This window comes from Streptomyces sp. NPDC085927 (genome assembly GCF_044540975.1).
GTDB classification, from domain to species: domain Bacteria; phylum Actinomycetota; class Actinomycetes; order Streptomycetales; family Streptomycetaceae; genus Streptomyces; species Streptomyces hirsutus.
In genome coordinates this window covers 217,440-239,009 of sequence record NZ_JBITSN010000002.1, presented here as the reverse complement: position 1 = coordinate 239,009, position 21,570 = coordinate 217,440, and the positions used below count along the sequence as shown (strand labels likewise).

Here is a 21,570-nt window from a genome sequence, read left to right as displayed (position 1 = left end):
CGGCGCTCACCTGAGCACCCGGTACGCAGTCGGGCTCGATGTGTTCACAAAATCCGCGCCGGTGATGCCCTCACCTCCGCCCGCTCACCGCTCCCGGGCAGGCATCCTCGGCCGGAGGATGTCGTCGATCGAGTCCTCGCGCCACTGCTCGAGGAGTCGGTGGAAGGCGTGGGCGCCGTGGGGGTAGGCGGTGGGGCCGTTGGGGCGGCCCCGTCCTTCCAGGTTGTAGTAGCCGGGGGTGCACTCGGCGTGGAACCACTCGTGGTCGGGGGCGTCCTTCGCCAGGACGGCGAGCCAGGCGTCCTCGATCTCGCGGGGCGGTTCGACGAGCGCGCCCTTGGCTTCGGCGGCGGCGACGAGGGCGGCGGCGTGGACGGCCTGTTCGTCCAGGACGTGGGTGAAGTTGACGCTGCTGGCGTTCTGCAGGGACCCCATCTGGATCAGGTTCGGGAAGCCGTTGCTGGTGAAGCCGTGCAGGGTGCGCGGGCCCTGCTGCGCCCAGGCGTGCAGGAGCTGGGTGCCGCCCCGGCCGTGCACCGGGAGCTTGCCGGAGAGGACGCCCGACGTCCCGACGGAGAAACCCGTGGCGAAGATCAGGCAGTCCAGGTCGTACGTCGTGTCGCCGACCACCACGCCGTTCTCGGTGACGCGCTCGATGCCGTGGGTGTCGGCGGTGTCGACCAGAGTGACGTTGTCGCGGTTGAAGGCCTGGTAGTACTTGTCGGAGAAGGTGGGGCGCTTGCAGGCGTACCGGTACCAGGGCTTGAGCTTCTCCGCCGTGTCCGGATCGGTGACGGTCCGCTCGACGCGGGTGCGGAGTTCGTTCATCTTGGCGGCGTCGGCCGCCTCGTAGGCCGCTTCGAAGGCCTCCCGGTCGTCCTGGCGGCGGAAACTCGGCAGGAGCTTCTCCAGGAGGCCGGCGGACTCGGTCCAGCGGTCGGCGACGAGGTCCTGGCCGACCGGTTCGCCCGAGACGATGCGGAGGTAGTTCTCGCGGCGCTCGCGCGCCCAGCCCTCGCGGTCGGCGCCGACGTCCTGGGCGGTGGTGCGGCGGTTGGCGCGGACGTCCACGGTGGAGGGGGTGCGCTGGAAGACGTAGACGTGCGCGGCGTCCTCGGCCAGCATCGGGATGGCCTGGATGCCGGTGGCGCCGGTGCCGACGACGCCCACCCGCTTGTCCGCGAGGCCGGTCATGCCGCCGTCCGGGGTGCCGCCGGTGTAGGCGTAGTCCCACCGCGAGGTGTGGAAGGTGTGGCCCTTGAAGTCCTGGATGCCGGGGATCCCGGGGAGCTTCGGCGTGGACAGGGTGCCGGTGGAGGTGACGACGTACGTAGCCCGGAACGCGTCGCCGCGGTCGGTGGTCACGAGCCATGTCTCACTGGCCTCGTCCCAGGTCAGCGAGGTGACCGAGGTGGAGAACAGGGCGTTCTCGTAGAGGCCGAACTGCTGGGCGATGCGCACGGCGTGGCGGCGGATCTCCTCGCCGGGGGCGTACTTCCACTCCGGGACGTATCCGGTCTCGTCGAGCATCGGCAGGTACACGTGCGACTCGATGTCGCAGTGGATGCCCGGGTACCGGTTCCAGTACCAGGTGCCCCCGAAGTCGCCGCCCGTCTCGACGACGCGGACGGACTCCACGCCCTGCTGCCGCATCCGCGCTCCGGCGAGGATGCCGCCGAATCCGCCGCCGACCACGGCGACGTCGACGGTGTCGTGCAGCGGCTCGCGCTCGACGACCTCACCGGCGTAGGGGTCGGCGGCGTAGTAGCCGAACTCGGCTTCGGGGGCCTGGTACTGGGCGGCGCCGTCCGGGCGTACGCGTCGCTCGCGCTCGGAGCGGTAGCGCTGCCTCAGCGCGTCCAGCTCCTCGCGGGACGGAGCCTGGTAGGGCGGCATGTGAGGGATCGTCATGTGGGGGGACCTGCCTCAATCCTCTGTTGTTCCGGCCGCGCCGACCTGTGCGGTCGTCGGCTCCGCTACGGTAACAACTACCGGACAGCACTGTCCGGTTGGATTTCGGACGCGCGGTGGCGCGTACCGGCCCGTCTCCGCCTCACTGCCGCCGGCACCCTCGACCCCACTCCCCCCACCCCCCACACAGCCGACAGGAAGAGTGACCCCCCATGCGACGACTTCCCCTCCGTTCCCTCGCCGTGCTCGCCGCCATCGGTTCCCTCGCCCTCACCGGATGCGGTACGCAGACGGGTGACGCCGGTGAGCAGACCGCCGGTGCTCCCGGCACGGGCGGCCGGAGCATTCGCGCGCAGCAGGTGATGCAGTTGACGGAGGTGCACGAGCAGACCGGGATGACGCTGCTGGAGGGGCCGACCTTCGGTGCGGACGGCTCTCTGTTCGTCGTCGACGTCACCGCGCCCGAGGGCGAGCCCAAGGTGATGCGCGTCGACGTCCGGAAGAAGACGAAGCGGGCGGTGCACACCGACGGGCGCGGGGCGTACACCTCGGCGCAGTTCAGCCCGTACGACGGACGGCTCTACCTGACCGACTTCGCGCACGGCGAGGTCGTGAGCCTGAACCCGGACGACCCGGACGACAGCGACCTGCGGACCTTCTTCTCCGGTGAGGTCGACGGGGCGCCGATGAACCCCGACGACATCGCCTTCGACCAGGACGGCAACCTGTACGTCAGCGACTCGCGCGGTCTGACCGAGGGCAAGGCGCTCGGCCGGGTGGTGCGGATCGACCGCGACGGCGAGGAGGCCACCGTGCTGGCCGACGGCCTCGCCGCGACGAACGGGATCTCGTTCGACGCGGAGTACCGCGGGCTGTGGTTCAGCGAGCTGACGGAGAACCGGATCTCGTACCTCCCCGTCGGCGCCAAGGGCGGGGTCACCGCCCGGCACACCGCCATCCGGGTCGACGGCGGGATCGCGACGACCGACTCGATCGCCGTGGACGCGGACGGCAACCTCTACCAGGCGCTGCACGGCCGGCCCGCGATGGTCGTGTACGACCGGCACGGTGAGCGCCTGGCGACGGTCGAGGTGCCCGCGCGCGCCGCCGGGGGCCTGGAGTCGGCGACGAACGTGGCGATCACGCCCGGCGGGACCAAGGCGTACATGACCGTCAGCGGGCCCGCGGGCGGGTACCTGTACACCTTCGACGCGCTGGCGAAGGGCACCCGGCAGTCCAACGGCGGCTGACGGCGACCGGCTTCACCCCGAGTAGGGCCGCACCGGCCCCACCTCGACGCCGAGGAGCCGCCAGGCCGCCAGCGCCCTGCGCTCCCGTTCCTCGCGGGAAGGGCCGGTGACGGCGCCGGAGACCATGGCGACGGCGAGCATGAGGTCGTCCGCCGCGGCCGGCCGATGGCCGCCGTCGTCGTCGGGCAGGTGGGCGCGCAGGGCGCGTTCGACCCGCCGGGACAGGGCCAGGGCGTGCGCGCGGACGCCGGAGTGACGGTCCGATCCGTCGGCGTGCAGGAGGCCGATGAACGCGGCCGACTCCTTCAGATGCCAGGTGAGGACACCGAGCACACCGGCGAGGGTCGCGTCCTCGGCCGCGGCCGCCTGCTCGACCTGGCGGACGTTCTCCTCCAGGACCGCGGTCGTCACGGCGGCCCGGTCGGGGAAGTGCCGGTACAGGACGCCCTGCCCGACGCCGGCGCGGCGGGCGATCGCGGACAGCGGGGCGTCCAGGCCGTGCTCCGCGTAGATCTCCCGGGCGGCGACGACCAGCGCGGCACGGTTGCGGGCGGCGGCCTTCGGCCCGTGGTTGGCGGGCCGCCGCTCTTCGTTCGCGGGGTTCGCGGGCCGCCGCCGGTCCGGCGCGGGATGCTGCGTCATCCCGGAAGGCTACGACAACGCCCGCCCGCCACCATCGCGGACAGGTGCAGGCTTGACGTCGCATTCGAACCACACGGTCTTGCCACCACCGGTCGGAGACGACGTCACACCCCACCGGTCGGTCACCGCCTCGACGAGCAGAAGCCCTCGCCCGCCCTCGGCCAGCACGTCCCGGCCCGCCGGCACCGGCAGTCGCGGGCACCTGTCGGAGACCTCCACCCTCACCGCGCCCGGCAACAGAAGGAAGCAGATGCCGCAACGACGGTCGGGCACGTGCCGGATGACGTTGGCGAGGATTTCCGACACCGCGAGTTCGGCCGCATCGGCCACCTCCAGCAGACCCGAACCCTTGAGATAGAGCCGCAGGATGCGGCGCAGATGCCGGACCGAGTGCTCACCCAACGCGAACTCGGCCCGATAGTGCGTCTCGAAGTCCGTCATATGCGGACCAGTTGCGTGATTCACACCACCAGATTGCAACGCAGCACATACGCTCGACTACGCAAGGAAATCAACGCCGAGAGGCGTTTCAGGCCGGAGGCACCACCGTGGCCAACATCCAGACGCTCGACCCCACGGCGTCCCCCCTCGACTACTACGGCTGGGAACTGCGCCGCCAGCGCGAGGCCCACGGTCTCAAGCAGGGCCAGCTCGGCGAGATCATCTTCTGCACGGGCTCGCTGATCTGTCAGATCGAGACCACGAAAAAGGTCCCCACCCGCGACTTCTCCGAACGGGTGGACGCGGCCCTCGGCACGGACGGCTTGTTCTCCCGCCTGATCGGCCTGGTACTGCGCAGCCAACTGCCCACCTGGTTCCAGCCGTACGCGGAGATGGAGGCGAAGGCGGCGTACATCTCGACGTACCAGGCGCAGGTGGTCTACGGGCTGTTGCAGACGGAGGAGTATGCGCGGGCGGTGCTCGCCACCGGAGCACCGGATGATCTGGAAGGTCTAGTAACCGCCCGGATGGAACGCCAGCGCATCCTGGAACGAGAACAGCCGCCGCTGGTCTGGGTGGTTCTGGATGAGGCGGTGCTACACCGGCCGATCGGCGGCACTGGTGTCATGCGACGCCAACTGGCTCACTTGTTGAGGTTCACCGGTCATCGATGGGTGCATGTGCAGGTGTTGCCGAACAAGGCTGGCGAACACGCCAGCCTCGCTGGCTCGTTCAACTTCCTCCGCTTCGAAGAAGATTTGGATGTGGTCTACACAGAGGACGTCATCTCCGGCCACATGACGGCCAACTCCGAAACCATCAAAGAGGCCGCGCTCCGTTACGCTCGCGTGCAGGCCGCTGCCCTCTCCGTGGAGGACTCGGCGGAACTGATCGCCCGCCTGATGGAGGACCGCTATGGAGACCGCCCCCAGCCCGAGGAACAACCCGTGGCGTAAGTCCAGCCACAGCGGCAACACCGGCGGCGACTGCGTCGAGGTCGCCGCCACCTGCCGCACCGGCTCCGTCCCCGTCCGCGACAGCAAGAACCCGTCCGGCCCGGTCGTCACCGTCGGCGCCAGCGCCTGGCAGGCGTTCGTCGACGGACTGCGGTAATCCACAGACCTGCTCGACTGTCAGTGCCTCCCCCTACTCTCGACTGCGTGGCCGCTCGTGCGGCGGAGGTCGTCAGGTAGGGGGACATGCGGTGGGAACGTCGTCGACGTCTGCGGCTCGGGTGCGCGCGCCCGAGCCCACGATCGCACCCATCACCTCACTCGCTTCACGGGTTCTGTCGGGCGACATCGTTTTACCCAAGTTCCAGCGGGCGTTCGTCTGGACCCCGCAGCAGATCCTGTACCTGCTCGACTCGGTGCGCCGGAACTACCCCATCGGCAGCCTTCTCATGTGGCGTACGACGGCCAAGCTGGCCAGCGGACATGAGATCGCGGGCCTGGACACCGTGCCCCAGCACGAGGGCGCCCCGGTGCACTACGTCCTCGACGGGCAACAGCGGCTAGCCAGCCTCGTCGGCGCGCTGCACGGTTCCGGGGCGATATGGGAAATCGCGTACGACCTGGAGCGCGAGGAGTTCCTGCACCTCACGGAGGACGCCCCGACCGGGCCGCACATCCTTCCGGTCCGGGACCTCACCTCGGTCGGCGCGATCCTCACGTGGATCCAACGGGACAACCCGAGCAGCGAGCTTCAGCGCCGCGCCCAGGCGCTGAGCGAGCAGTTCGCGCACTACCAGGTGCCGATGGTGACACTGCTCGATGTCTCCGAGGAGGACTCGGCCCGGATCTTCGAGCGGATCAACAGCACGGGCACGTCCATGGACATCGTCGACCTGATCCGGGCCGGTACCTGGTCGAAGGACTTCGACCTCAAGGACGAGATCGAGCAGCTTCTCCAGGTGCTCGACGCCAAGAAGTACGGCCGGGTCGACGCCAAGACCATGCTGCGGACGATCTCGGCGGCGGCGGGCTTCGGCTTCTCCACCAAGTCCATCCACCAGCTGCGCGGCCTCAGCCGTCAGCAGCTCCAGGACGCTGTCGCCGATGCGGGAAAGGCTGCTGCACGAGCCGTGGACTTCCTCTCCACCGAGATCCGCACACCGCAGGCCGAAGCGCTGCCCTACTACAACCAGTTCGCCGTCCTGGTCGAGCTGTTCAGGCAGCTGCCCAAGCCGACCGCGGCCCAGTACGAGGCCGTGACGCGATGGTTCTGGCTGACGGCGAGCAGCGAGTACTTCAAGGGGTGGCGGGGGGCCCAGATGGCGCCGGACCTGTCGGCCGTCACCGAGTTCGCGGCGGGGCGCTCGACGGAGGTGGAGACGGCAGCCGCGCTTCCCCGAGCCCTCCTCTGGCAGCGTGCGCAGTTCTCCCGGCAGAACGCCCCCAGCAAGCTTCTGGTGCTGCTGATGTCGTACGAGAAGCCGGTCGACCTGAACACGGGCCTCGTCATCGACGTGGCCGACGCGCTGTCCTGGCAGAACGGGAAGCAGTTCCACCACTTCTTCCCGCGTGCGTACCTGAAGAAGGAAGGAGTGAAGGCAGGGAGGGACAACGTCTGCGGCAACCTGATCATGCTCAGCGCGATCACCAACAACTGGATTTCCGACCGCCACCCCTCCGCCTACCTCAAGGACCTGGCCGACTGGCACGGCGAGGACGTCCTGCGGGAGCGCCTGCGCACCTGCCTGATCGAGGAGGACGCCTACCAGGCCGCGCTGCGTGACGACTACGACGCTTTCCTGCGGGCCCGGTCGGAGACGCTGCACCGCCGACTCATGGAGCTCATCGGCTCGGCGGCGGGAAGCAGCGGAGACGGAGACGCGTCCGCTCCTTCGCCCGACCTGGAGTCCGACCCGCCGGTAGTTGCCAACTCAGAGCCCCTCGACCGGGACTCGGTGGACTGAGGAGGTGCGGGGCAATGGTGCGCATGCGGGACGTTCCGGCCCGGGACCGGCCGCGCGAACGGCTGTTGGCGCGGGGCGCGGAGGCGTTGTCCGACCGTGAACTGCTCGCGTTGCTGCTGGGCGCGGGAGTCCCCGGCCAGGACGCGGTGGAACTGGCCGGGCAACTGATCCACCGGCACGGCGGCCTGTACGCACTGTCCCGGCTCCCCGCGCACGAGCTGGCGGCCGGCCTGCCCGGAATCGGCCCGGCGAAGGCAGCACGGGTCGCTGCGGCGTTCCAGTTGGGCCGCCGGGCCGCGCCACCGTCGCCTTCGGCCCGGCAACGGGTGCGTGGATCAGCCGACTTAGCGATGATCGCGGCTCCCCTCCTCCACGGCCTGCGGCACGAACGCGTCGTCGTGGTCGTCTGCGACGGGTCGGGCTCGGTCCTGCGCACGGCCGTCCTCACGGAGGGCGCGACGGACCGCAGTCTGATCCCGGTCCGCGATGTCCTGGCCCTGGTCCTCGCGGCGGGCGGCACATCCTTCGGCGTGGCCCACAACCACCCCACGGGTTGCACCGACCCCAGCGAGGCCGACCGCCGTGCAACGACCCGCCTGGCTGCGGGTGCTGCGGCGGTCGGCCTGCGCTTCCTGGACCACGTGGTGGTCACGGACGGGGGGTGGCGGCGGGTGCCACCCGAGTGAAGCGTGTCTCTGGCTACAGCCGCCCGGAGAAGGCGGCATCGAGCAGTGTCCGCCGAAGCGTGGCAAGCTGCTCCACCTGCGCTGCGCCGCCGTCAGCCACCCTGCGGGCGAGGGTGAGCTGTTTCGCGATGCGTCGCTGTTCGGAGAGGCTCGGAAGCGGGACCTCAGTTGCCAGCAACGTGGCCGGAGTAGTCCGCTTGCGTCGGACCATGGACCCACGTGGCGTCAGCTTGGCCCACAGTTCGGGCCAAGCCAGCAGGTGTTCCATGTACTCACTATCAACTGCGTCTTCGATCAAGCTGAAGACGGGATATTCTGGCGAGACATACGTGTCGGCGAAGTCATCACTGACCACGGCAAGCGCACCCTCCCAAGCATTCAGCTTACTCATGACAATCTGGCCCGCCTGAATCTGCGCAAAGCGCGTGTACGCCGTATCACTGCCCTGAATGGCTGGGCGTTTAATCAAGCCACGCCCGAAGCTGTAGATTCCGGTGATGAGATAAGTGGAATCCGGTTCGACATCAATGAACTTATTATCCGCCAGCAGAGCCTTGGCCAATGGGGCGGCCTGCTCGATGGAACGAAACAGCGCGTCGGCGTGTTGAAGAGTCAAGCTGGTCGACGCATTTTTCATATTCCCCACTCGCGCAATTCGATTCATGGCATCGTCAAGCTTATCGGCGACGCGACGCTGCTCAGCCAGATCAGGAAGCGGTGCCACGATATTTTCAAACGACTTCATACTCAGAGTTCGATTCCTGTCCGCCGAACCAGGTGACGCTTGCCCAATCTGAGCCAAACCGCGTGCACTTAGAAAATAGTACCGCAAGTAACGAATTTCCACGTCATCACGTTGAGGTACATAGAACAGGAAACGGCTGGAAGCAACTGCTTTAACATCTTCCTCGGACGTGACGGCAATAGCGCCTTCCCAAGCCTTGATGTTACTCAACACCAACGCGTTAGCATCAAAAGAGAAGTGTCGCAGCTTGGTCAGATCACTCCCCATGACAGGAGCGTATCGGATTACACCCTTACCGAAAGACCGCATACCCAGAGCCACATATTCTTGATCCGGGTTAATTTCAACAGGGTTCCTCGATAGGCGAAGGACATCGCCCATCCGCACATTACGTGTGCTGGAAGTCATCGCTGCTCCCCCAGCCCCGCGCGCAGTTCCTTCAGCAGCTTCAGAATTTCGGTCTCCGTCTTCACCAACTCGTCCACCAGCTCTTCCGGTGTCCGGTGCTGCAAGTCGTCCCCCACGTGCGGGTTGGCGATGTCCAGGTTGAAGCCGGAGGCGACGATGTCCGACGCGGGAACGACCCACGCCTGCTCGCCCACCTCGCGCCCCGCACGCTCTTTGCCGCCCCACCATTCGACGCACGGCTCGAACTCCTCGAACCGCATCGGCTTCGTCTTGGTGTAGCCCCGGCGCCCCTCCGGGAGCGGGACCTCATAGAACCAGACCTCCTGCGTCGGGCCGGTCTTCTCGAAGAAGAGGATGTTGGACGGGATCTGCGTGTAGGGAGCGAAGACGCCCTGCGGGAGGCGGACGACGGTGTGAAGGTTGCAGTCCTTCATCAGCTTCTTCTTGATCTTCGCGCCGATGGAGTTCTCCCCCGTCGCGAAGAGACTGCCGTTGGGCAGAACGATCGCGCACCGGCCGCCGAGCTTGAGCTGGTCGAGGATCGAGTAGAGGAAGAGCCAGGCCGTCTCCTGGGTGCGGAAGCCGTCCGGGAACGCCTTGACGACCGTCGCTTCCTCCTCACCGCCGAAGGGCGGGTTGGTGAGGACCACGTTCACCTTGTCGGCGGCGTTGGAGTTCCGCATCTCCAGCAGCGAGTTGCCGCGCCGTACGTGCGGCGCGTCGATGCCGTGCAGCAGCAGGTTCATCGAACCCAGCAGGTACGGCAGCGGCTTCTTCTCGATGCCCCGGATGTCCCTGTGCAACTGCCTGCGCTGGGTGTCCGTCTTGACCCGGCCCTTCAGTGCCTCGTACGCCTGGACCAGGAACCCGCCGGTGCCGCTGGCCGGGTCGAGGATCGACTCGCCCAGTTCGAGGAAGGACTGCTGCACCATGAAGCGGTTGACCGGACGGGGAGTGTAGAACTCACCCGAGTCGCCGGCCGCGTCCCGCATCTCCTTGAGGATCGACTCGTAGACGAACGCCATGGTGTGGATGTCGTCGGTCGAGACGAAGTGGATCTGGTTGACGATGTTGACCAAATCCCGCAGCAGCGTGCCCGACTGCATGCGGTTGACGACGTCCTTGAAGATGGTCGAGATGACGTTGCGCGGGTCCTCCGCATCATCGCCGACCAGGCCCGCCAGGTGCGGGATGAGCTTCTCGTTGACGAAGAACTTCAGCTCGTCGCCACTGAAGTCCGGGTCGGTCGCCCAGTCCTCCCAGCGGTAGGGCTCCTCGATGGCACGCCGGTAGCCGTCCGGGTCCAGCGCCTCGCCCTCCTGCTCCACGCGCTCGTCGAACGCCTTGAGGAAGAGCAGCCAGGAGAGCTGGGGCAGCCGGTCCAGGTCGCCGTTCATCCCGGCGTCCTTGCGCATCGTGTCGCGCGCGGACTTGATCAGGGAGGCGAGGCGTGCCTGGGATGTGCCCGGGGACTTCTCCGCCGTTTTCTTCGTGGTCGCTGCCATGTCAGCTCAGCCGGTCTCTCTGTTCGGGTCGGGAAAAGGTAGGTAGTTCGTCAACGTGCTTCATCGGCGAGGGCCTCCGCCCACAGTCCGCGCACCAGCGCGAGTGCCGCGTCCAGCGTCGGCGGGATGCCTGTGGTCAGCTCCTGCGCCAGCTCCGGGTAGCTTTCGCGCCACCGGGGCGGAGGGTCGGGGAGCGCGTCCGGAACGTCGTGAGTGTCCCGGACGGCGAAGACATGTCGTACGGCCGCAACCAGCGCCGCGTCCCCCGGCAGGCCGTCCTCGGCCAGCAGGACGAGGTCCGCGAGATCCTTGACGCGCGTATTGGGCCGGCCCCCGTAGTCGCGGGTGAAAGCGTGCAGCTTCTCCGCGAAGTGCTGGCGGCGGTCCACAGCCTCTATCGTCCGCTGCGGCATGCCGGCGAAGGCGAGGGCGTTGGGGAGTGGAAGGCGCTCGGTCCGGGCGATCTCCTCGCCCCGGTCCACCACGTCCACGCGGACGCCCGCGAAGAGCTTTCCCGCGAGATGCGCCTCGACGGAGAACCGCCAGCCTCCCCGCCCTGCCGTGTCCGCGGTCAGCGGGACGGGCACACCGACACGGAAGCGGAACCAGTCCCCGTCGAGGTCGGCGGACAGGGCTTCGATCAGCAGCTCCCTGACCTCGTCACCGTCGGCGTCCGAACCGTCCTCGGGCCGCAGCGCCAGGTCCAGGTCCTTGGTGGTGCGGGCGCGGCCGGTCAGCCGGAACTCCATCGCCGCACCGCCCTTGAGGACCCAGCCGCCGACCGGGTCCTCCGCTAGACGCGCCGCCATCCGGTCGAAGACGACGAGGCGACGGCGACGGCTCAGGTCCGTGCCGGATGCGTCCGCGTCCTGCTTCAGCCGCGCCTCCAGCGCCCGGCGCAGGTCCGTGGCATCGCGGTAGCGACCGCTCACGACAGTGCCCCCAAAGCTCGCTCCACACCCAGTTCGGCACGTGCGCCCAGCAGCTGTGCCGCATGCAGCAGTTTCCGGCGGGTCACGATCCCCTGCTCCAGCGCATCGGCCACCGCACCGTCGATCACGTCCTGGTCGTCATCGTCCGCCGCACACTCGGCGATCGCACGCGACGGGACCGTCACCCGGTAGCCCGTCCGGTCCTCGACGTCCGAATCCGCCAGCTCGGCACGGTGCAGAATCACCGCGTCCGACTTCTGCCGGAAGCGACGCGGCACGGTGAGGTGGATGCGAGACGGGTTGGCCGTACCGAGGTCATGGACGGCGAGGGCGGTCGCGTGCGAGACGACCGCCCGCCCCTTGCTCCAGAGCGACCAGCGCACCAGCTGCTCGTCACCCTCGCCCGGCAGATCGCTGAACTCCCGGAACCGGTAGAGAGCCCGGTCGATCACCAGCCAGTTGCCGTGCTGGGCGTGATAGCGCTGAGCCTGGTACGAGTAGCCGGCTTCCAGCGCCTGCGCGGCGGTGAAGTAGCCGCGCTGTCCGGCGGCGGTCCGCCAGAGGGCTGCGCGGCTGTCCGTACGGTCTCTGAGCACCAGGCCACCCTAGCAGCATCGCTTAACTCAAAGACCACTTTAGTTTAGCGAGAAGGATTGACGCAGAACTAAAGTATTTTTGTCGTTTCCCGAGCGTATCGCCTACACAGCCGACAGAAGGCGGGCCGCCAACTGGTCTATGGCCTCGTGCGCCTCGCGGGGGCCACCGAACCGCCGGGCCAGGTCCACCACGCGGCCCATCGAGTCGAAGGGCGGCACCTTCAGCGTGTCCACCTTCAGCTGCGGGGACCCCGCCTCGGCGAACTTCACCAGCATCGCCTCCAGCACCTCCCGGGCCTGCTCCCCGAAGGAGTCCAGGAACTCTCCGTGCTCCCGGCGGAACCAGGTCAGCCGCTCGTCCCGGCTCACCACGGCGAGCCCTTCCCAGGCCGCGCTCACCAGCAGATCCACCGGGTCCACGTCGGGCTTGCCCAGCTCCTCGGGCAGTTCCTCCACGTCGATGTCGGCCTCCCGGAGGGCTTCCATCAGGACGGCACGGCTCTTGGCCCGCGCCCACTGGGTACGCAACTGCGCCGGATCCAGATCCAGTTCGAGCACCTGGTTGTGCACCCACTGCTCGACGCTCACCAGCCGCATGGTCACGCCGTCGTCAGCGAGCTGATAACGCCGCTCGCCCAACTTGTAGACGTCCACACCACGCACCCGGTAGCGCTTGCCGCGCGCCTGGATGCGATCGACCTCATCCTGATCGGTGACCGTGTCGCCGTCGTCACCGTTCAGGTCGAACGAGCCGCCGTCCTGGTGCTCGTACTCCGCCTGCGGCTCGGCGACCGACTCTCCGTCACTGTCGTCCGCCTCCTCGGCCGGCGGAGTGATGTCCTCGACATCCACCAGCTCACCCTGATCGTCGGCCGTCTCCCGGAGCAGCTTCAGCGGCGGGCCGTCGAACGCCTTGTCCTCGAAGAGCCGGGTCGCCTCCACGAAGTCGATGATGTCGAAGGACTCCTTGCCGATCTCCGGACACAGCCGGGTGCCACGCCCGATGACCTGCTTGAACTCCGGCATGGAGGCCATCCGCCGGAACAGCACCACGTTGCGCACCGCGGGCAGATCCACACCCGTGGACAGCAGCTTGGACGTCACCGCGATGACCGGCTGGTTGGAATCCGCCTTTCGGAACTCCTCCAGGGACTCACCGACATGGGGCCAATCCGCGCTGGTGATCCGCTTGACGAAGTCCGGAAGGACGGCGACCTCGTCGGAGGCGATGTTATGCAGAGCGGTACGCATCCGGCCGGCGTGATCATTGTTCTCGCAGAACACGAGCGTCTTGCCCAGCCGTCCGTCCTCGGCGTTCTTGCGAAGGTAGTCGATGAGGTACTGAGCCGCCGTCTCGGTCCTCTCCAGGATCACCATGACCCGCTCGAACTCCTTCGGGCCGTACAGGTCGTCGGGGATCTCGCGGCCGTAGACGTCCTTCTTGCCCGACTCGGGTCGGTAGCCTTCCACGTCCACGTTCAGCCGGACCCTGCGCACCCGGTAGGGCGAGAGGAAACCGTCTTCGATGCCGTCCCGGAGCGAGTACGTGTAGACGGGGTTGCCGAAGTAGTCGAAGGTGTCGGTCTTCTTGCCGCTGTCCCTGACCGGCGTGGCGGTCAGCCCGATCTGCACAGCGGGCGAGAAGTGCTCCAGCACCTTGCGCCACCGCGAGTCGCTGCTCGCACTGCCCCGGTGGCACTCGTCGACGATGACGATGTCGAAGTAGTCCGGCGGGTACTCCCGGAACAGCTCGGTCTGCGCCTCCCCCTGCTCCAGGGACTGGTAGAGCGCGAAGTAGATCTTCCGGCCGCGCCTGGCCTCACCACCACCGATCTTGTGGACGTCGTCCTCGCCGAACACCGGCAGGAAGTAACGGTCCTTGGGGTCGTCGACCAGCATGTTGCGGTCCGCGAGGTAGAGCACCCGGGGCTTGCGCCCTCCGAACGCTCCGGGAGCCTCGGAGAGCCGGGCCACCAGTTGGAGGGCGAGCATGGTCTTGCCCGTACCGGTGGCCAGTACCAGCAGGATGCGGCGCTCGTCCCGGGCAAGCGCCGCGAGTGCCCGGGTGATGGCGACCCGCTGGTAGTAGCGCGGACGCTTCACCGAGTTGTCGGTGTTGCGGAGGGTGTAGTCGTACGGGGCCGACATCAGCTCCTCGCCCGCCTCAGTGCCACGGACTCCCTGATCGCGCAGGAAACGCGCCCAGAGCTCGGCGGGCGACGGGAACCGGTCGACGGACCGGATGGCCGGCTTGTCCCCACTGAAGTCGATCTCCACGATGTTGCGGCCGTTGGTGGCGTACGCGAAGGACAGGCCCAGCTTGCGCGCGTAACGGCGGGCCTGTTCCACCCCGTTCTCCTCGCTGAGCCGGTACCGCTTGGCCTCCACGACGGCGATCGGCACATCGGGGATGTACTCGAGCACATAGTCGGCGGCCAGTGCCGCCCCCCGCTTGTGGCGCCTACGCGTCGGCACCAACCGGCCGTCGTTGATCCGGTACTGCGGACGGATCTGCTTCTCGCTCCACCCCGCTGCCCGCAGAGCAGGAAGGACGAACCGCTTGCAGGTCTCGTCCTCGTTCAACTTGTATGCGTCGATCCCCATGAGGACAGGTGTACTTCACGCGTCTGACAATCGTGCCGAAACCGCGAGATCAACTCATGGCGCCTTCAAGCCACTTCATAGACTCCGCATCTCCCACAGCAGCAGCTCGGACGCGGTCACGGCGACCGCCTGGGCGCCCTTCGGGTCCGTGAGGCGGGCCGCGTCCCCCGGTCCCAGCCGGGCCTCGTCCAGGAGGACTTCACCGCGCACGACATGGGCGTACACGTACCCGGCGTCCGGTACGGCGGTCCGCTCCCCCGCCGTCAGCCGGCGGACGTGGAGCATGGCGCCCGCCTCGGGGAGGGCGTACGGGGTGGAGTCGGCGATGCCGCGGACGACCTCGTAGGAGGGGGTGCCGCCGGGTTCCAGCGGGGCCAGCCACATCTGGAGGAAGGTCAGGGGCCCGGGGCCGTCGTTGCGTTCCACGTGCCGTACGCCGGAGGCGGCGCTCAGGCGCTGGACGTCGCCGGGGCGGACGAGCGTCTCGCGGCCGGTGGAGTCGCGGTGGGTCAGCTCGCCCTCCACCACCCACGTGACGATCTCGGTGTGGCTGTGCGGGTGCTCGTCGAAGCCGGCGCCGGGGGCGAGCCGCTCCTCGTTGCAGGCGATCACCGCGCCGAAGCGGAGGTGGTCGGGGTCGTAGTGCGGGCCGAAGGAGAAGGCGTGCCGGCTCTCGATCCCGGCCGCCGGATCGCCGCCCTGGAAGCGCTCGTTCGCGCGCCGTACGTCCGTCACGCGCTCCACGGTAGCCCCGGCGCGAGCCCTTGGGCCCGGCAGGGAGCCGACGGAAGACCGAAGGGGAACCCGCCGGGGGCCGGGGGGAGCTCCGACGGGGTCCGAAGGGAGCTCTGACGCAGTCCGACGAAGGCCTGGCGGGAAACTCGGCGAAGACCCGGCGGGAGTGCGGCGGGAGACCGGGCGACGGCCCGACCGCAGCCCGGCGGGAGCCCTCGGGAACCCCGGGGGCGGCCCCGCGCGAGACCCGGCCACACGTTCCGGTGTCCGGATGAGGCAGTCTTGTCACCGTGCCCGAACCCGAAACCAGCAAGCCCGAAACCCCGGCAGGCCCCGCCCACCCGCATCCCGCGACGCTGAAGCGACTGGAGAAGTCGTCCGGCCACCTCGCCGCGCAGGCCATCCTGCGGATGGACGAGACACTGCCCTGGTACCGGGCGATGCCACCGGAGAACCGTTCCTGGATCGGGTTGGTCGCCCAGGCGGGCATCGCCGCCTTCACCGAGTGGTTCCGGCGTCCCGAGGCGCCGCAGGCCATCTCCACCGACGTCTTCGGGACCGCGCCGCGCGAGCTGACCCGGGCCATCACGCTGCGGCAGACCGTGGAGATGGTGCGCACCACCATCGAGGTCATGGAGACGGCCATCGACGAGGTGGCCGCGCCGGGTGACGAATCGGTGCTGCGCGAGGCGCTCCTGGTGTACGCGCGGGAGATCGCGTTCGCCACCGCCCAGGTGTACGCGCAGGCGGCCGAGGCGCGGGGCGCCTGGGACGCGCGGCTGGAGTCGCTGGTCGTGAACGCGGTGCTCAGCGGCGAGGCCGACGAGGGCGCCGTGTCGCGGGCCGCCGCCCTGGGGTGGAACTCGCCGGAACATGTGTGCGTGCTGCTCGGCACCGCGCCCGACGGCGACTCGGAACTGACCGTGGAGGCGATCCGGCGGGCCGCCCGGCACGCCAAGCTCCAGGTGCTGACAGGGGTGCTCGGGGACCGGCTGGTGGTGATCGCGGGCGGCAGCGACAACCCGCTGGCCGTCGCCAAGTCGCTGATCGGGCCGTACGCGCAGGGTCCGGTGGTGGCGGGTCCGGTGGTGCCGGACCTCCAGGCGGCGACCCGGTCCGCACAGGCCGCCGCGGCGGGCCTGAAGGCGTGTTCCGCCTGGCAGGACGCGCCGCGTCCGGTGCTGGCCGACGACCTGCTGCCGGAGCGGGCGATTGCCGGTGACACCGCGGCCCGTGAGCAGTTGGTGGAGGAGATCTACAGACCGCTCGAGGAGACCGGGGCCGCGCTGCTGGAGACGCTCAGCGTCTACCTGGAGCAGGCCAGCAGCCTCGAAGGGGCCGCTCGGATGCTGTTCGTGCACCCCAATACCGTGCGTTACCGGCTCCGACGTGTGACGGACGTCACCGGATGGTCACCCTCCGATGTACGCTCTGCGTTCACACTGCGGGTCGCGCTGATCCTGGGACGTCTGGTCGACGGCGATCTTCAGCTCTAACCTCTTGTCGGGGTTCCACAAAACCCCCTCGTGTTCTTCGTCCCTGTCCCCACGGGCGGCTTCGGCCGTCGTCAAGAGAGAGTGTGAGAGTGCTCGTACTCGTCGCTCCCGGCCAGGGCGCTCAGACGCCCGGCTTCCTGACTGAATGGCTCGACCTTCCCGGTGCCGCGGACCGCGTCGCCGCCTGGTCCGACGCCATCGGACTCGACCTCGCCCACTACGGCACCGAGGCCGACGCGGACGCGATCCGCGACACGGCCGTCGCCCAGCCGCTGCTGGTCGCGGCCGGGCTGCTGTCCGTCTCGGCGCTGGGTACCGGTACGGACGACGCCGCCTCCGCGGTGGCGCGGATCGCGCCCGGCGCGGTCGCCGGTCACAGCGTCGGTGAGTTCACCGCGGCCGCGTTCGCCGGTGTCCTCGACGACACGGCCGCACTGAGCCTGGTCCGCAAGCGGGGTCTGGCCATGGCCGACGCCGCCGCGATCACCGAGACCGGCATGGCGGCGCTGCTCGGCGGCGACCCGGACGTCACCGTGGCACACCTGGAGAAGCTGGGGCTGACCCCGGCGAACATCAACGGCGCGGGCCAGATCGTGGCGGCCGGCACCAGGGAACAGCTGGCCGCGCTGGAGGCGGACAAGCCGGAGGGCGTGCGCCGGGTCGTCGCGCTCAAGGTGGCCGGCGCCTTCCACACGCACCACATGGGCCCCGCGGTCGACACGCTGGCGAAGGCGGCCGAGGACCTGACGCCGGGCGACCCGAAGGCCGTCTACGTGTCGAACAAGGACGGTGCGACGGTCGCGACCGGTGCCGAGGTGCTGGAGCGCCTGGTCGGCCAGGTGGCGAACCCGGTGCGCTGGGACCTGTGCATGGAGACGTTCAAAGAGCTCGGGGTGACCGCGCTGATCGAGGTGTGCCCCGGGGGGACCCTGACCGGCCTCGCCAAGCGTGCACTGCCCGGCGTCGCGACGCTCGCCCTGAAGACCCCCGCCGACCTCGACGCCGCCCGCGCGCTCGTAGCCGAGCACGCCTGACGCCCTTAGGAGCAGAATCCGCATGGCGAAGATCAAGCCCAGTAAGGGTGCCCCGTACGCCCGCATCCTGGGTGTGGGCGGCTACCGGCCCACCCGGGTCGTGCCGAACGAGGTGATCCTGGAGACGATCGACTCGTCCGACGAGTGGATCCGCTCGCGTTCCGGCATCGAGACGCGGCACTGGGCGTCGCCCGAGGAGACCGTCGCGGCGATGTCCGTCGAGGCGTCGGGCAAGGCGATCGCCGACGCGGGCATCGACGCCGGGCAGATCGGCGCCGTGGTCGTCTCGACCGTGTCGCACTTCAAGCAGACCCCGGCCGTGGCCACCCAGATCGCGGACCTGCTGGGCACGGACAAGGCCGCCGCCTTCGACATCTCGGCCGGCTGCGCGGGCTTCGGCTACGGCCTCACCCTCGCCAAGGGCATGGTGGTGGAAGGTTCCGCCGAGTACGTGCTCGTCATCGGTGTGGAGCGGCTGAGCGACCTGACCGACCTGGAGGACCGGGCCACCGCCTTCCTGTTCGGTGACGGCGCGGGCGCGGTCGTCGTCGGCCCGTCCAAGGAGCCCGCGATCGGCCCGACCGTGTGGGGCTCGGAGGGCGACAAGTCCGAGGTCATCAAGCAGACCGTGGCGTGGACGGACTACCGCGACGGCGAGGTCGAGAAGTTCCCCGCGATCACGCAGGAGGGCCAGGCGGTGTTCCGCTGGGCCGTGTTCGAGATGGCGAAGGTCGCCCAGCAGGCGCTGGACGCGGCCGGGATCACCTCGGACGACCTGGACGTCTTCATCCCGCACCAGGCCAATGTGCGGATCATCGACTCGATGGTGAAGACCCTCAAACTGCCGGAGCACGTCACGGTCGCCCGTGACATCCGTACCACCGGCAACACCTCGGCCGCCTCGATCCCGCTCGCGATGGAGCGGCTCCTGGCGACCGGCGAGGCGAAGAGCGGCGACACCGCGCTCGTCATCGGCTTCGGGGCGGGTCTCGTCTACGCCGCTACGGTCGTTACCCTCCCTTAGGCACTCCGTGCCGGATCATCCGGTCCGGCACGGAACACCGCACCACCCGCCGCTGTCGCGGCGGGCGCCACACCCTCAGGAATCACAGCGAAGGAGCGCCATCATGGCCGCCACTCAGGAAGAGATCGTCGCCGGTCTCGCGGAGATCGTGAACGAGATCGCCGGCATCCCGGTTGAGGACGTCCAGCTGGACAAGTCCTTCACCGACGACCTGGACGTCGACTCGCTGTCCATGGTCGAGGTCGTCGTCGCCGCCGAAGAGCGCTTCGACGTCAAGATCCCGGACGACGACGTCAAGAACCTCAAGACCGTCGGCGACGCGACCGAATACATCCTCAAGCACCAGGCCTGAGCGCTGCGAGCCTTCCGTCCGGGGCGTGCCGGATTCGGCATGCCCCGGACGGAAGGCCCGAGGCCGGGAACCCCGGCCCCGCCACCCGGCGGTGGCGCCGTACGAATCCTCGTATCCGTTGGAGAAAGAATTCCGATGAGCTCGACCAATCGCACCGTGGTCGTCACCGGTATCGGCGCAACCACACCGTTGGGTGGCGACGCGGCCTCGACCTGGGAGGGTCTGGTCGCCGGACGTTCCGGAGTCAAGCCCCTCGAGCAGGAGTGGGCCGCCGACCAGGCGGTCCGTATCGCGGCCCCCGTGGCCGTGGAGCCCACCGAGACCATCCCGCGGCCGCAGGCCCGCCGCCTGGACCGCTCGGCGCAGTTCGCGCTGGTCGCGGCCAAGGAGGCGTGGGCCGACGCCGGCTTCGAGGGCAAGGCCGGTGAGGACCCGAACGTCGCCCCGGAGCGGCTCGGCACGGTCATCGCCTCCGGCATCGGCGGCGTGACGACCCTGCTCGACCAGTACGACGTGCTCAAGGAGAAGGGCGTCCGCCGCGTCTCCCCGCACACCGTCCCCATGCTGATGCCGAACGGCCCGTCGGCCAACGTCGGCCTGCTCGTGGGCGCCCAGGCGGGCGTGCACACCCCCGTCTCGGCCTGCGCCTCGGGCGCGGAGGCCATCGGCTACGCCATCGAGATGATCCGTTCCGGCCGTGCCGACGTCGTCGTCGCGGGAGGCACGGAGGCGGCGATCCACCCGCTGCCGATCGCCGCGTTCGGCAACATGATGGCGATGTCCAAGAACAACGACGACCCGCAGGGCGCCTCGCGGCCGTACGACGTCGGCCGGGACGGCTTCGTCCTCGGCGAGGGCGCGGGCGTGATCGTCCTGGAGTCCGCCGAGCACGCCGCCGCGCGCGGCGCCCGCGTCTACGCGGAGGCGGTCGGCCAGGGCATCTCGGCGGACGGCCACGACATCGTGCAGCCGGAGCCGGAGGGCCGCGGCATCTCGCACGCCCTGCAGAACCTGCTGGACTCCAACGACCTGGACCCGTCCGAGATCGTGCACGTCAACGCGCACGCCACCTCGACGCCGGCCGGTGACATCGCCGAACTGAAGGCGCTGCGCAAGGTGTTCGGCGACGACGTCGACCACATGGCGGTCTCCGCCACCAAGTCGATGACCGGGCACCTGCTCGGCGGCGCCGGTGGCGTGGAGTCGGTGGCGACGGTGCTCGCGCTGTACCACCGGGTGGCCCCGCCCACCATCAACATCGACACCCTCGACCCCGAGGCCGAGGCGAACGCGGACGTGGTCCGCGGCGAGGCGCGCAAGCTGCCCGTCGAGGGCCGTATCGCCGCCCTCAACGACTCGTTCGGGTTCGGCGGGCACAACGTGGTGCTGGCGTTCCGGTCGGTCTGACCGGCGCCGGTACGCCGGGTGCGTACGCGCGAAGGGCCCCACCTCGTGAGGTGGGGCCCTTCGGTGTGTCGGGGAGGGCGGGGTACGCCCGTACGGGGGTACCGCGTACTGGCCGTACGGGGGTACCGCATACGGGCGTACGGGCGTACTCGGTACGGAGTACGGGGGTACCGGGCGCTGGGTGCCGGTGCGGTCAGACGACCTGGTGGAGCCAGCGGACCGGGGCGCCCTCGCCCGCGTAGCGGAACGGTTCCAGCTCGTCGTCCCAGGGCTTGCCGAGGAGCTTGGCGATCTCGGCCTCCAGGTCGGTCTCGCCGTGCTGGGACCTGGCCAGGGCGGCGCGCAGCCGGTCCTCGGGGATCATGATGTCGCCGTGGATGCCGGTGACGGCGTGGAAGATGCCGAGGTCGGGGGTGCAGCTGTAGCGCTCGCCCTCGGCCGTGGGGCAGGGCTCCGAGGTGACCTCGAAGCGCAGCAGTTGCCAGCCGCGCAGTGCCGAGGCGAGCTTGGAGGCGGTACCGGCCTGGCCCTTCCAGGAGAACTCCGAGCGCCAGGTGCCGGGGGCGGCGGGCTGCCGGATCCAGTCCAGGCTGACGCGCACGCCGAGCACCCCCGCGACGGCCCACTCGACGTGTGGGCACAGCGCGCGCGGCGCGGAGTGCACGTACAGGACTCCACGTGTCGTCACCGGAACCTCCGGGCAGAGCGGGACAGGTCGGAAAGGGCCGATCAGCGGGTGGCCGGGAGGACCACGTCGATGCCGAGGCTACCGTGTGGCGAGGGAAGGAGTGTGACGTACCGTCCGTCCCGGTACCCGGAAATCGCCGCCATTCACCCGGCAGGCCGACAACCCCGGGGCGCCGGCCCCGGATCATGTGAGCCGTT

At 69.1% G+C, this 21,570-nt stretch carries 20 protein-coding genes; 10 read left to right on the top strand and 10 right to left on the bottom strand.

Going from position 1 to position 21,570, the window contains the following annotated elements; translation table 11 throughout:
* Positions 1-84: 84 nt before the first annotated feature.
* The gene (locus ACIF80_RS06005) at positions 85-1,911 is read right to left on the bottom strand and encodes a flavin-containing monooxygenase (protein ID WP_399799918.1); all 1,827 of its coding nucleotides are present in this window, start codon (positions 1,909-1,911) and stop codon (positions 85-87) included.
* A 212-nt stretch (positions 1,912-2,123) separates the two neighbouring features.
* Between ACIF80_RS06005 and ACIF80_RS06000 the strand changes: the two genes are divergently transcribed.
* Positions 2,124-3,161 (top strand): SMP-30/gluconolactonase/LRE family protein, encoded by a 1,038-nt coding sequence (locus tag ACIF80_RS06000; RefSeq protein ID WP_399799915.1) that lies wholly within the window; start codon positions 2,124-2,126, stop codon positions 3,159-3,161.
* A gap of 12 nt (positions 3,162-3,173) precedes the next feature.
* Here ACIF80_RS06000 and ACIF80_RS05995 read toward each other — a convergent pair whose 3' ends face one another.
* Both ACIF80_RS05995 and ACIF80_RS05990 read right to left on the bottom strand, forming a co-directional pair.
* A complete protein-coding gene (locus tag ACIF80_RS05995; protein WP_399799912.1) occupies positions 3,174-3,803 on the bottom strand; it encodes a TetR/AcrR family transcriptional regulator in 630 nt (209 codons plus the stop codon).
* Between the two features lie 9 nt (positions 3,804-3,812).
* Entirely contained in the window at positions 3,813-4,244 is a 432-nt protein-coding gene (locus ACIF80_RS05990) for an ATP-binding protein (RefSeq protein WP_399799910.1), read from the bottom strand.
* A 107-nt stretch (positions 4,245-4,351) separates the two neighbouring features.
* On the opposite strand from ACIF80_RS05990, the gene ACIF80_RS05985 reads away from it, so the two are divergent.
* From ACIF80_RS05985 to ACIF80_RS05970, 4 genes are all read left to right on the top strand, one after another.
* Complete coding sequence (locus ACIF80_RS05985) at positions 4,352-5,200, top strand: helix-turn-helix domain-containing protein (protein ID WP_399799907.1); 849 nt, start codon at positions 4,352-4,354, stop codon at positions 5,198-5,200.
* A complete protein-coding gene (locus ACIF80_RS05980) occupies positions 5,160-5,357 on the top strand; it encodes a DUF397 domain-containing protein (RefSeq protein WP_399799905.1) in 198 nt (65 codons plus the stop codon). The genes ACIF80_RS05985 and ACIF80_RS05980 overlap by 41 nt, the downstream gene beginning before the upstream one ends.
* 121 nt (positions 5,358-5,478) lie before the next feature.
* On the top strand, positions 5,479-7,161 hold the full coding sequence (locus tag ACIF80_RS05975; protein ID WP_399799903.1) for a DUF262 domain-containing protein: 1,683 nt from the start codon (positions 5,479-5,481) through the stop codon (positions 7,159-7,161).
* A 14-nt stretch (positions 7,162-7,175) separates the two neighbouring features.
* Positions 7,176-7,847 (top strand): RadC family protein, encoded by a 672-nt coding sequence (locus tag ACIF80_RS05970; protein ID WP_399799900.1) that lies wholly within the window; start codon positions 7,176-7,178, stop codon positions 7,845-7,847.
* 13 nt (positions 7,848-7,860) lie between these two features.
* Here ACIF80_RS05970 and ACIF80_RS05965 read toward each other — a convergent pair whose 3' ends face one another.
* The 6 genes from ACIF80_RS05965 to ACIF80_RS05940 form a co-directional block, all read right to left on the bottom strand.
* Complete coding sequence (locus ACIF80_RS05965; protein WP_399799897.1) at positions 7,861-8,859, bottom strand: restriction endonuclease subunit S; 999 nt, start codon at positions 8,857-8,859, stop codon at positions 7,861-7,863.
* A gap of 137 nt (positions 8,860-8,996) precedes the next feature.
* Positions 8,997-10,505 (bottom strand): N-6 DNA methylase, encoded by a 1,509-nt coding sequence (locus tag ACIF80_RS05960; protein WP_399799895.1) that lies wholly within the window; start codon positions 10,503-10,505, stop codon positions 8,997-8,999.
* Between the two features lie 50 nt (positions 10,506-10,555).
* Positions 10,556-11,437 (bottom strand): nucleotidyl transferase AbiEii/AbiGii toxin family protein, encoded by an 882-nt coding sequence (locus tag ACIF80_RS05955; RefSeq protein WP_399799892.1) that lies wholly within the window; start codon positions 11,435-11,437, stop codon positions 10,556-10,558.
* The gene (locus ACIF80_RS05950; protein ID WP_399799890.1) at positions 11,434-12,033 is read right to left on the bottom strand and encodes a hypothetical protein; all 600 of its coding nucleotides are present in this window, start codon (positions 12,031-12,033) and stop codon (positions 11,434-11,436) included. Before ACIF80_RS05950 ends, ACIF80_RS05955 begins: the two co-directional genes overlap by 4 nt.
* Positions 12,034-12,135: 102 nt before the next feature.
* Complete coding sequence (gene hsdR / locus ACIF80_RS05945; protein ID WP_399799887.1) at positions 12,136-14,637, bottom strand: EcoAI/FtnUII family type I restriction enzme subunit R; 2,502 nt, start codon at positions 14,635-14,637, stop codon at positions 12,136-12,138.
* A gap of 75 nt (positions 14,638-14,712) precedes the next feature.
* Positions 14,713-15,372, bottom strand: a complete 660-nt coding sequence (locus tag ACIF80_RS05940) for a pirin family protein (RefSeq protein ID WP_399799885.1) — start codon at positions 15,370-15,372, stop codon at positions 14,713-14,715.
* Positions 15,373-15,662: 290 nt separating this feature from the next.
* Between ACIF80_RS05940 and ACIF80_RS05935 the strand changes: the two genes are divergently transcribed.
* From ACIF80_RS05935 to ACIF80_RS05915, 5 genes are all read left to right on the top strand, one after another.
* Entirely contained in the window at positions 15,663-16,868 is a 1,206-nt protein-coding gene (locus ACIF80_RS05935) for a helix-turn-helix domain-containing protein (RefSeq protein WP_326752513.1), read from the top strand.
* An 89-nt stretch (positions 16,869-16,957) separates the two neighbouring features.
* Complete coding sequence (locus ACIF80_RS05930) at positions 16,958-17,902, top strand: ACP S-malonyltransferase (protein WP_399801187.1); 945 nt, start codon at positions 16,958-16,960, stop codon at positions 17,900-17,902.
* A 22-nt stretch (positions 17,903-17,924) separates the two neighbouring features.
* Complete coding sequence (locus ACIF80_RS05925) at positions 17,925-18,926, top strand: ketoacyl-ACP synthase III (protein ID WP_399799883.1); 1,002 nt, start codon at positions 17,925-17,927, stop codon at positions 18,924-18,926.
* 103 nt (positions 18,927-19,029) lie between these two features.
* The gene (locus tag ACIF80_RS05920; protein WP_004988657.1) at positions 19,030-19,278 is read left to right on the top strand and encodes an acyl carrier protein; all 249 of its coding nucleotides are present in this window, start codon (positions 19,030-19,032) and stop codon (positions 19,276-19,278) included.
* Between the two features lie 135 nt (positions 19,279-19,413).
* A complete protein-coding gene (locus ACIF80_RS05915) occupies positions 19,414-20,685 on the top strand; it encodes a beta-ketoacyl-[acyl-carrier-protein] synthase family protein (protein ID WP_399799882.1) in 1,272 nt (423 codons plus the stop codon).
* 193 nt (positions 20,686-20,878) lie between these two features.
* On the opposite strand, the gene ACIF80_RS05910 is transcribed toward ACIF80_RS05915, so the two are convergent.
* Positions 20,879-21,373 (bottom strand): DUF3145 domain-containing protein, encoded by a 495-nt coding sequence (locus ACIF80_RS05910; protein ID WP_381212611.1) that lies wholly within the window; start codon positions 21,371-21,373, stop codon positions 20,879-20,881.
* Positions 21,374-21,570: the final 197 nt, after the last annotated feature.

Bases quoted from the DNA above. Each gene is read 5' to 3' on its own strand.
- ACIF80_RS05925 (WP_399799883.1), top strand. From the start codon at position 17,925: ATGGCGAAGATCAAGCCCAGTAAGGGTGCCCCGTACGCCCGCATCCTG.
- ACIF80_RS06000 (WP_399799915.1), top strand. From the start codon at position 2,124: ATGCGACGACTTCCCCTCCGTTCCCTCGCCGTGCTCGCCGCCATCGGT.
- ACIF80_RS05965 (WP_399799897.1), bottom strand. From the start codon at position 8,859: ATGGGGAGTGATCTGACCAAGCTGCGACACTTCTCTTTTGATGCTAAC.
- ACIF80_RS05995 (WP_399799912.1), bottom strand. From the start codon at position 3,803: ATGACGCAGCATCCCGCGCCGGACCGGCGGCGGCCCGCGAACCCCGCG.
- ACIF80_RS05960 (WP_399799895.1), bottom strand. From the start codon at position 10,505: ATGGCAGCGACCACGAAGAAAACGGCGGAGAAGTCCCCGGGCACATCC.
- ACIF80_RS05970 (WP_399799900.1), top strand. From the start codon at position 7,176: ATGGTGCGCATGCGGGACGTTCCGGCCCGGGACCGGCCGCGCGAACGG.
- ACIF80_RS05920 (WP_004988657.1), top strand. From the start codon at position 19,030: ATGGCCGCCACTCAGGAAGAGATCGTCGCCGGTCTCGCGGAGATCGTG.
- ACIF80_RS05915 (WP_399799882.1), top strand. From the start codon at position 19,414: ATGAGCTCGACCAATCGCACCGTGGTCGTCACCGGTATCGGCGCAACC.
- ACIF80_RS05990 (WP_399799910.1), bottom strand. From the start codon at position 4,244: ATGACGGACTTCGAGACGCACTATCGGGCCGAGTTCGCGTTGGGTGAG.
- hsdR (WP_399799887.1), bottom strand. From the start codon at position 14,637: ATGGGGATCGACGCATACAAGTTGAACGAGGACGAGACCTGCAAGCGG.
- ACIF80_RS06005 (WP_399799918.1), bottom strand. From the start codon at position 1,911: ATGACGATCCCTCACATGCCGCCCTACCAGGCTCCGTCCCGCGAGGAG.
- ACIF80_RS05980 (WP_399799905.1), top strand. From the start codon at position 5,160: ATGGAGACCGCCCCCAGCCCGAGGAACAACCCGTGGCGTAAGTCCAGC.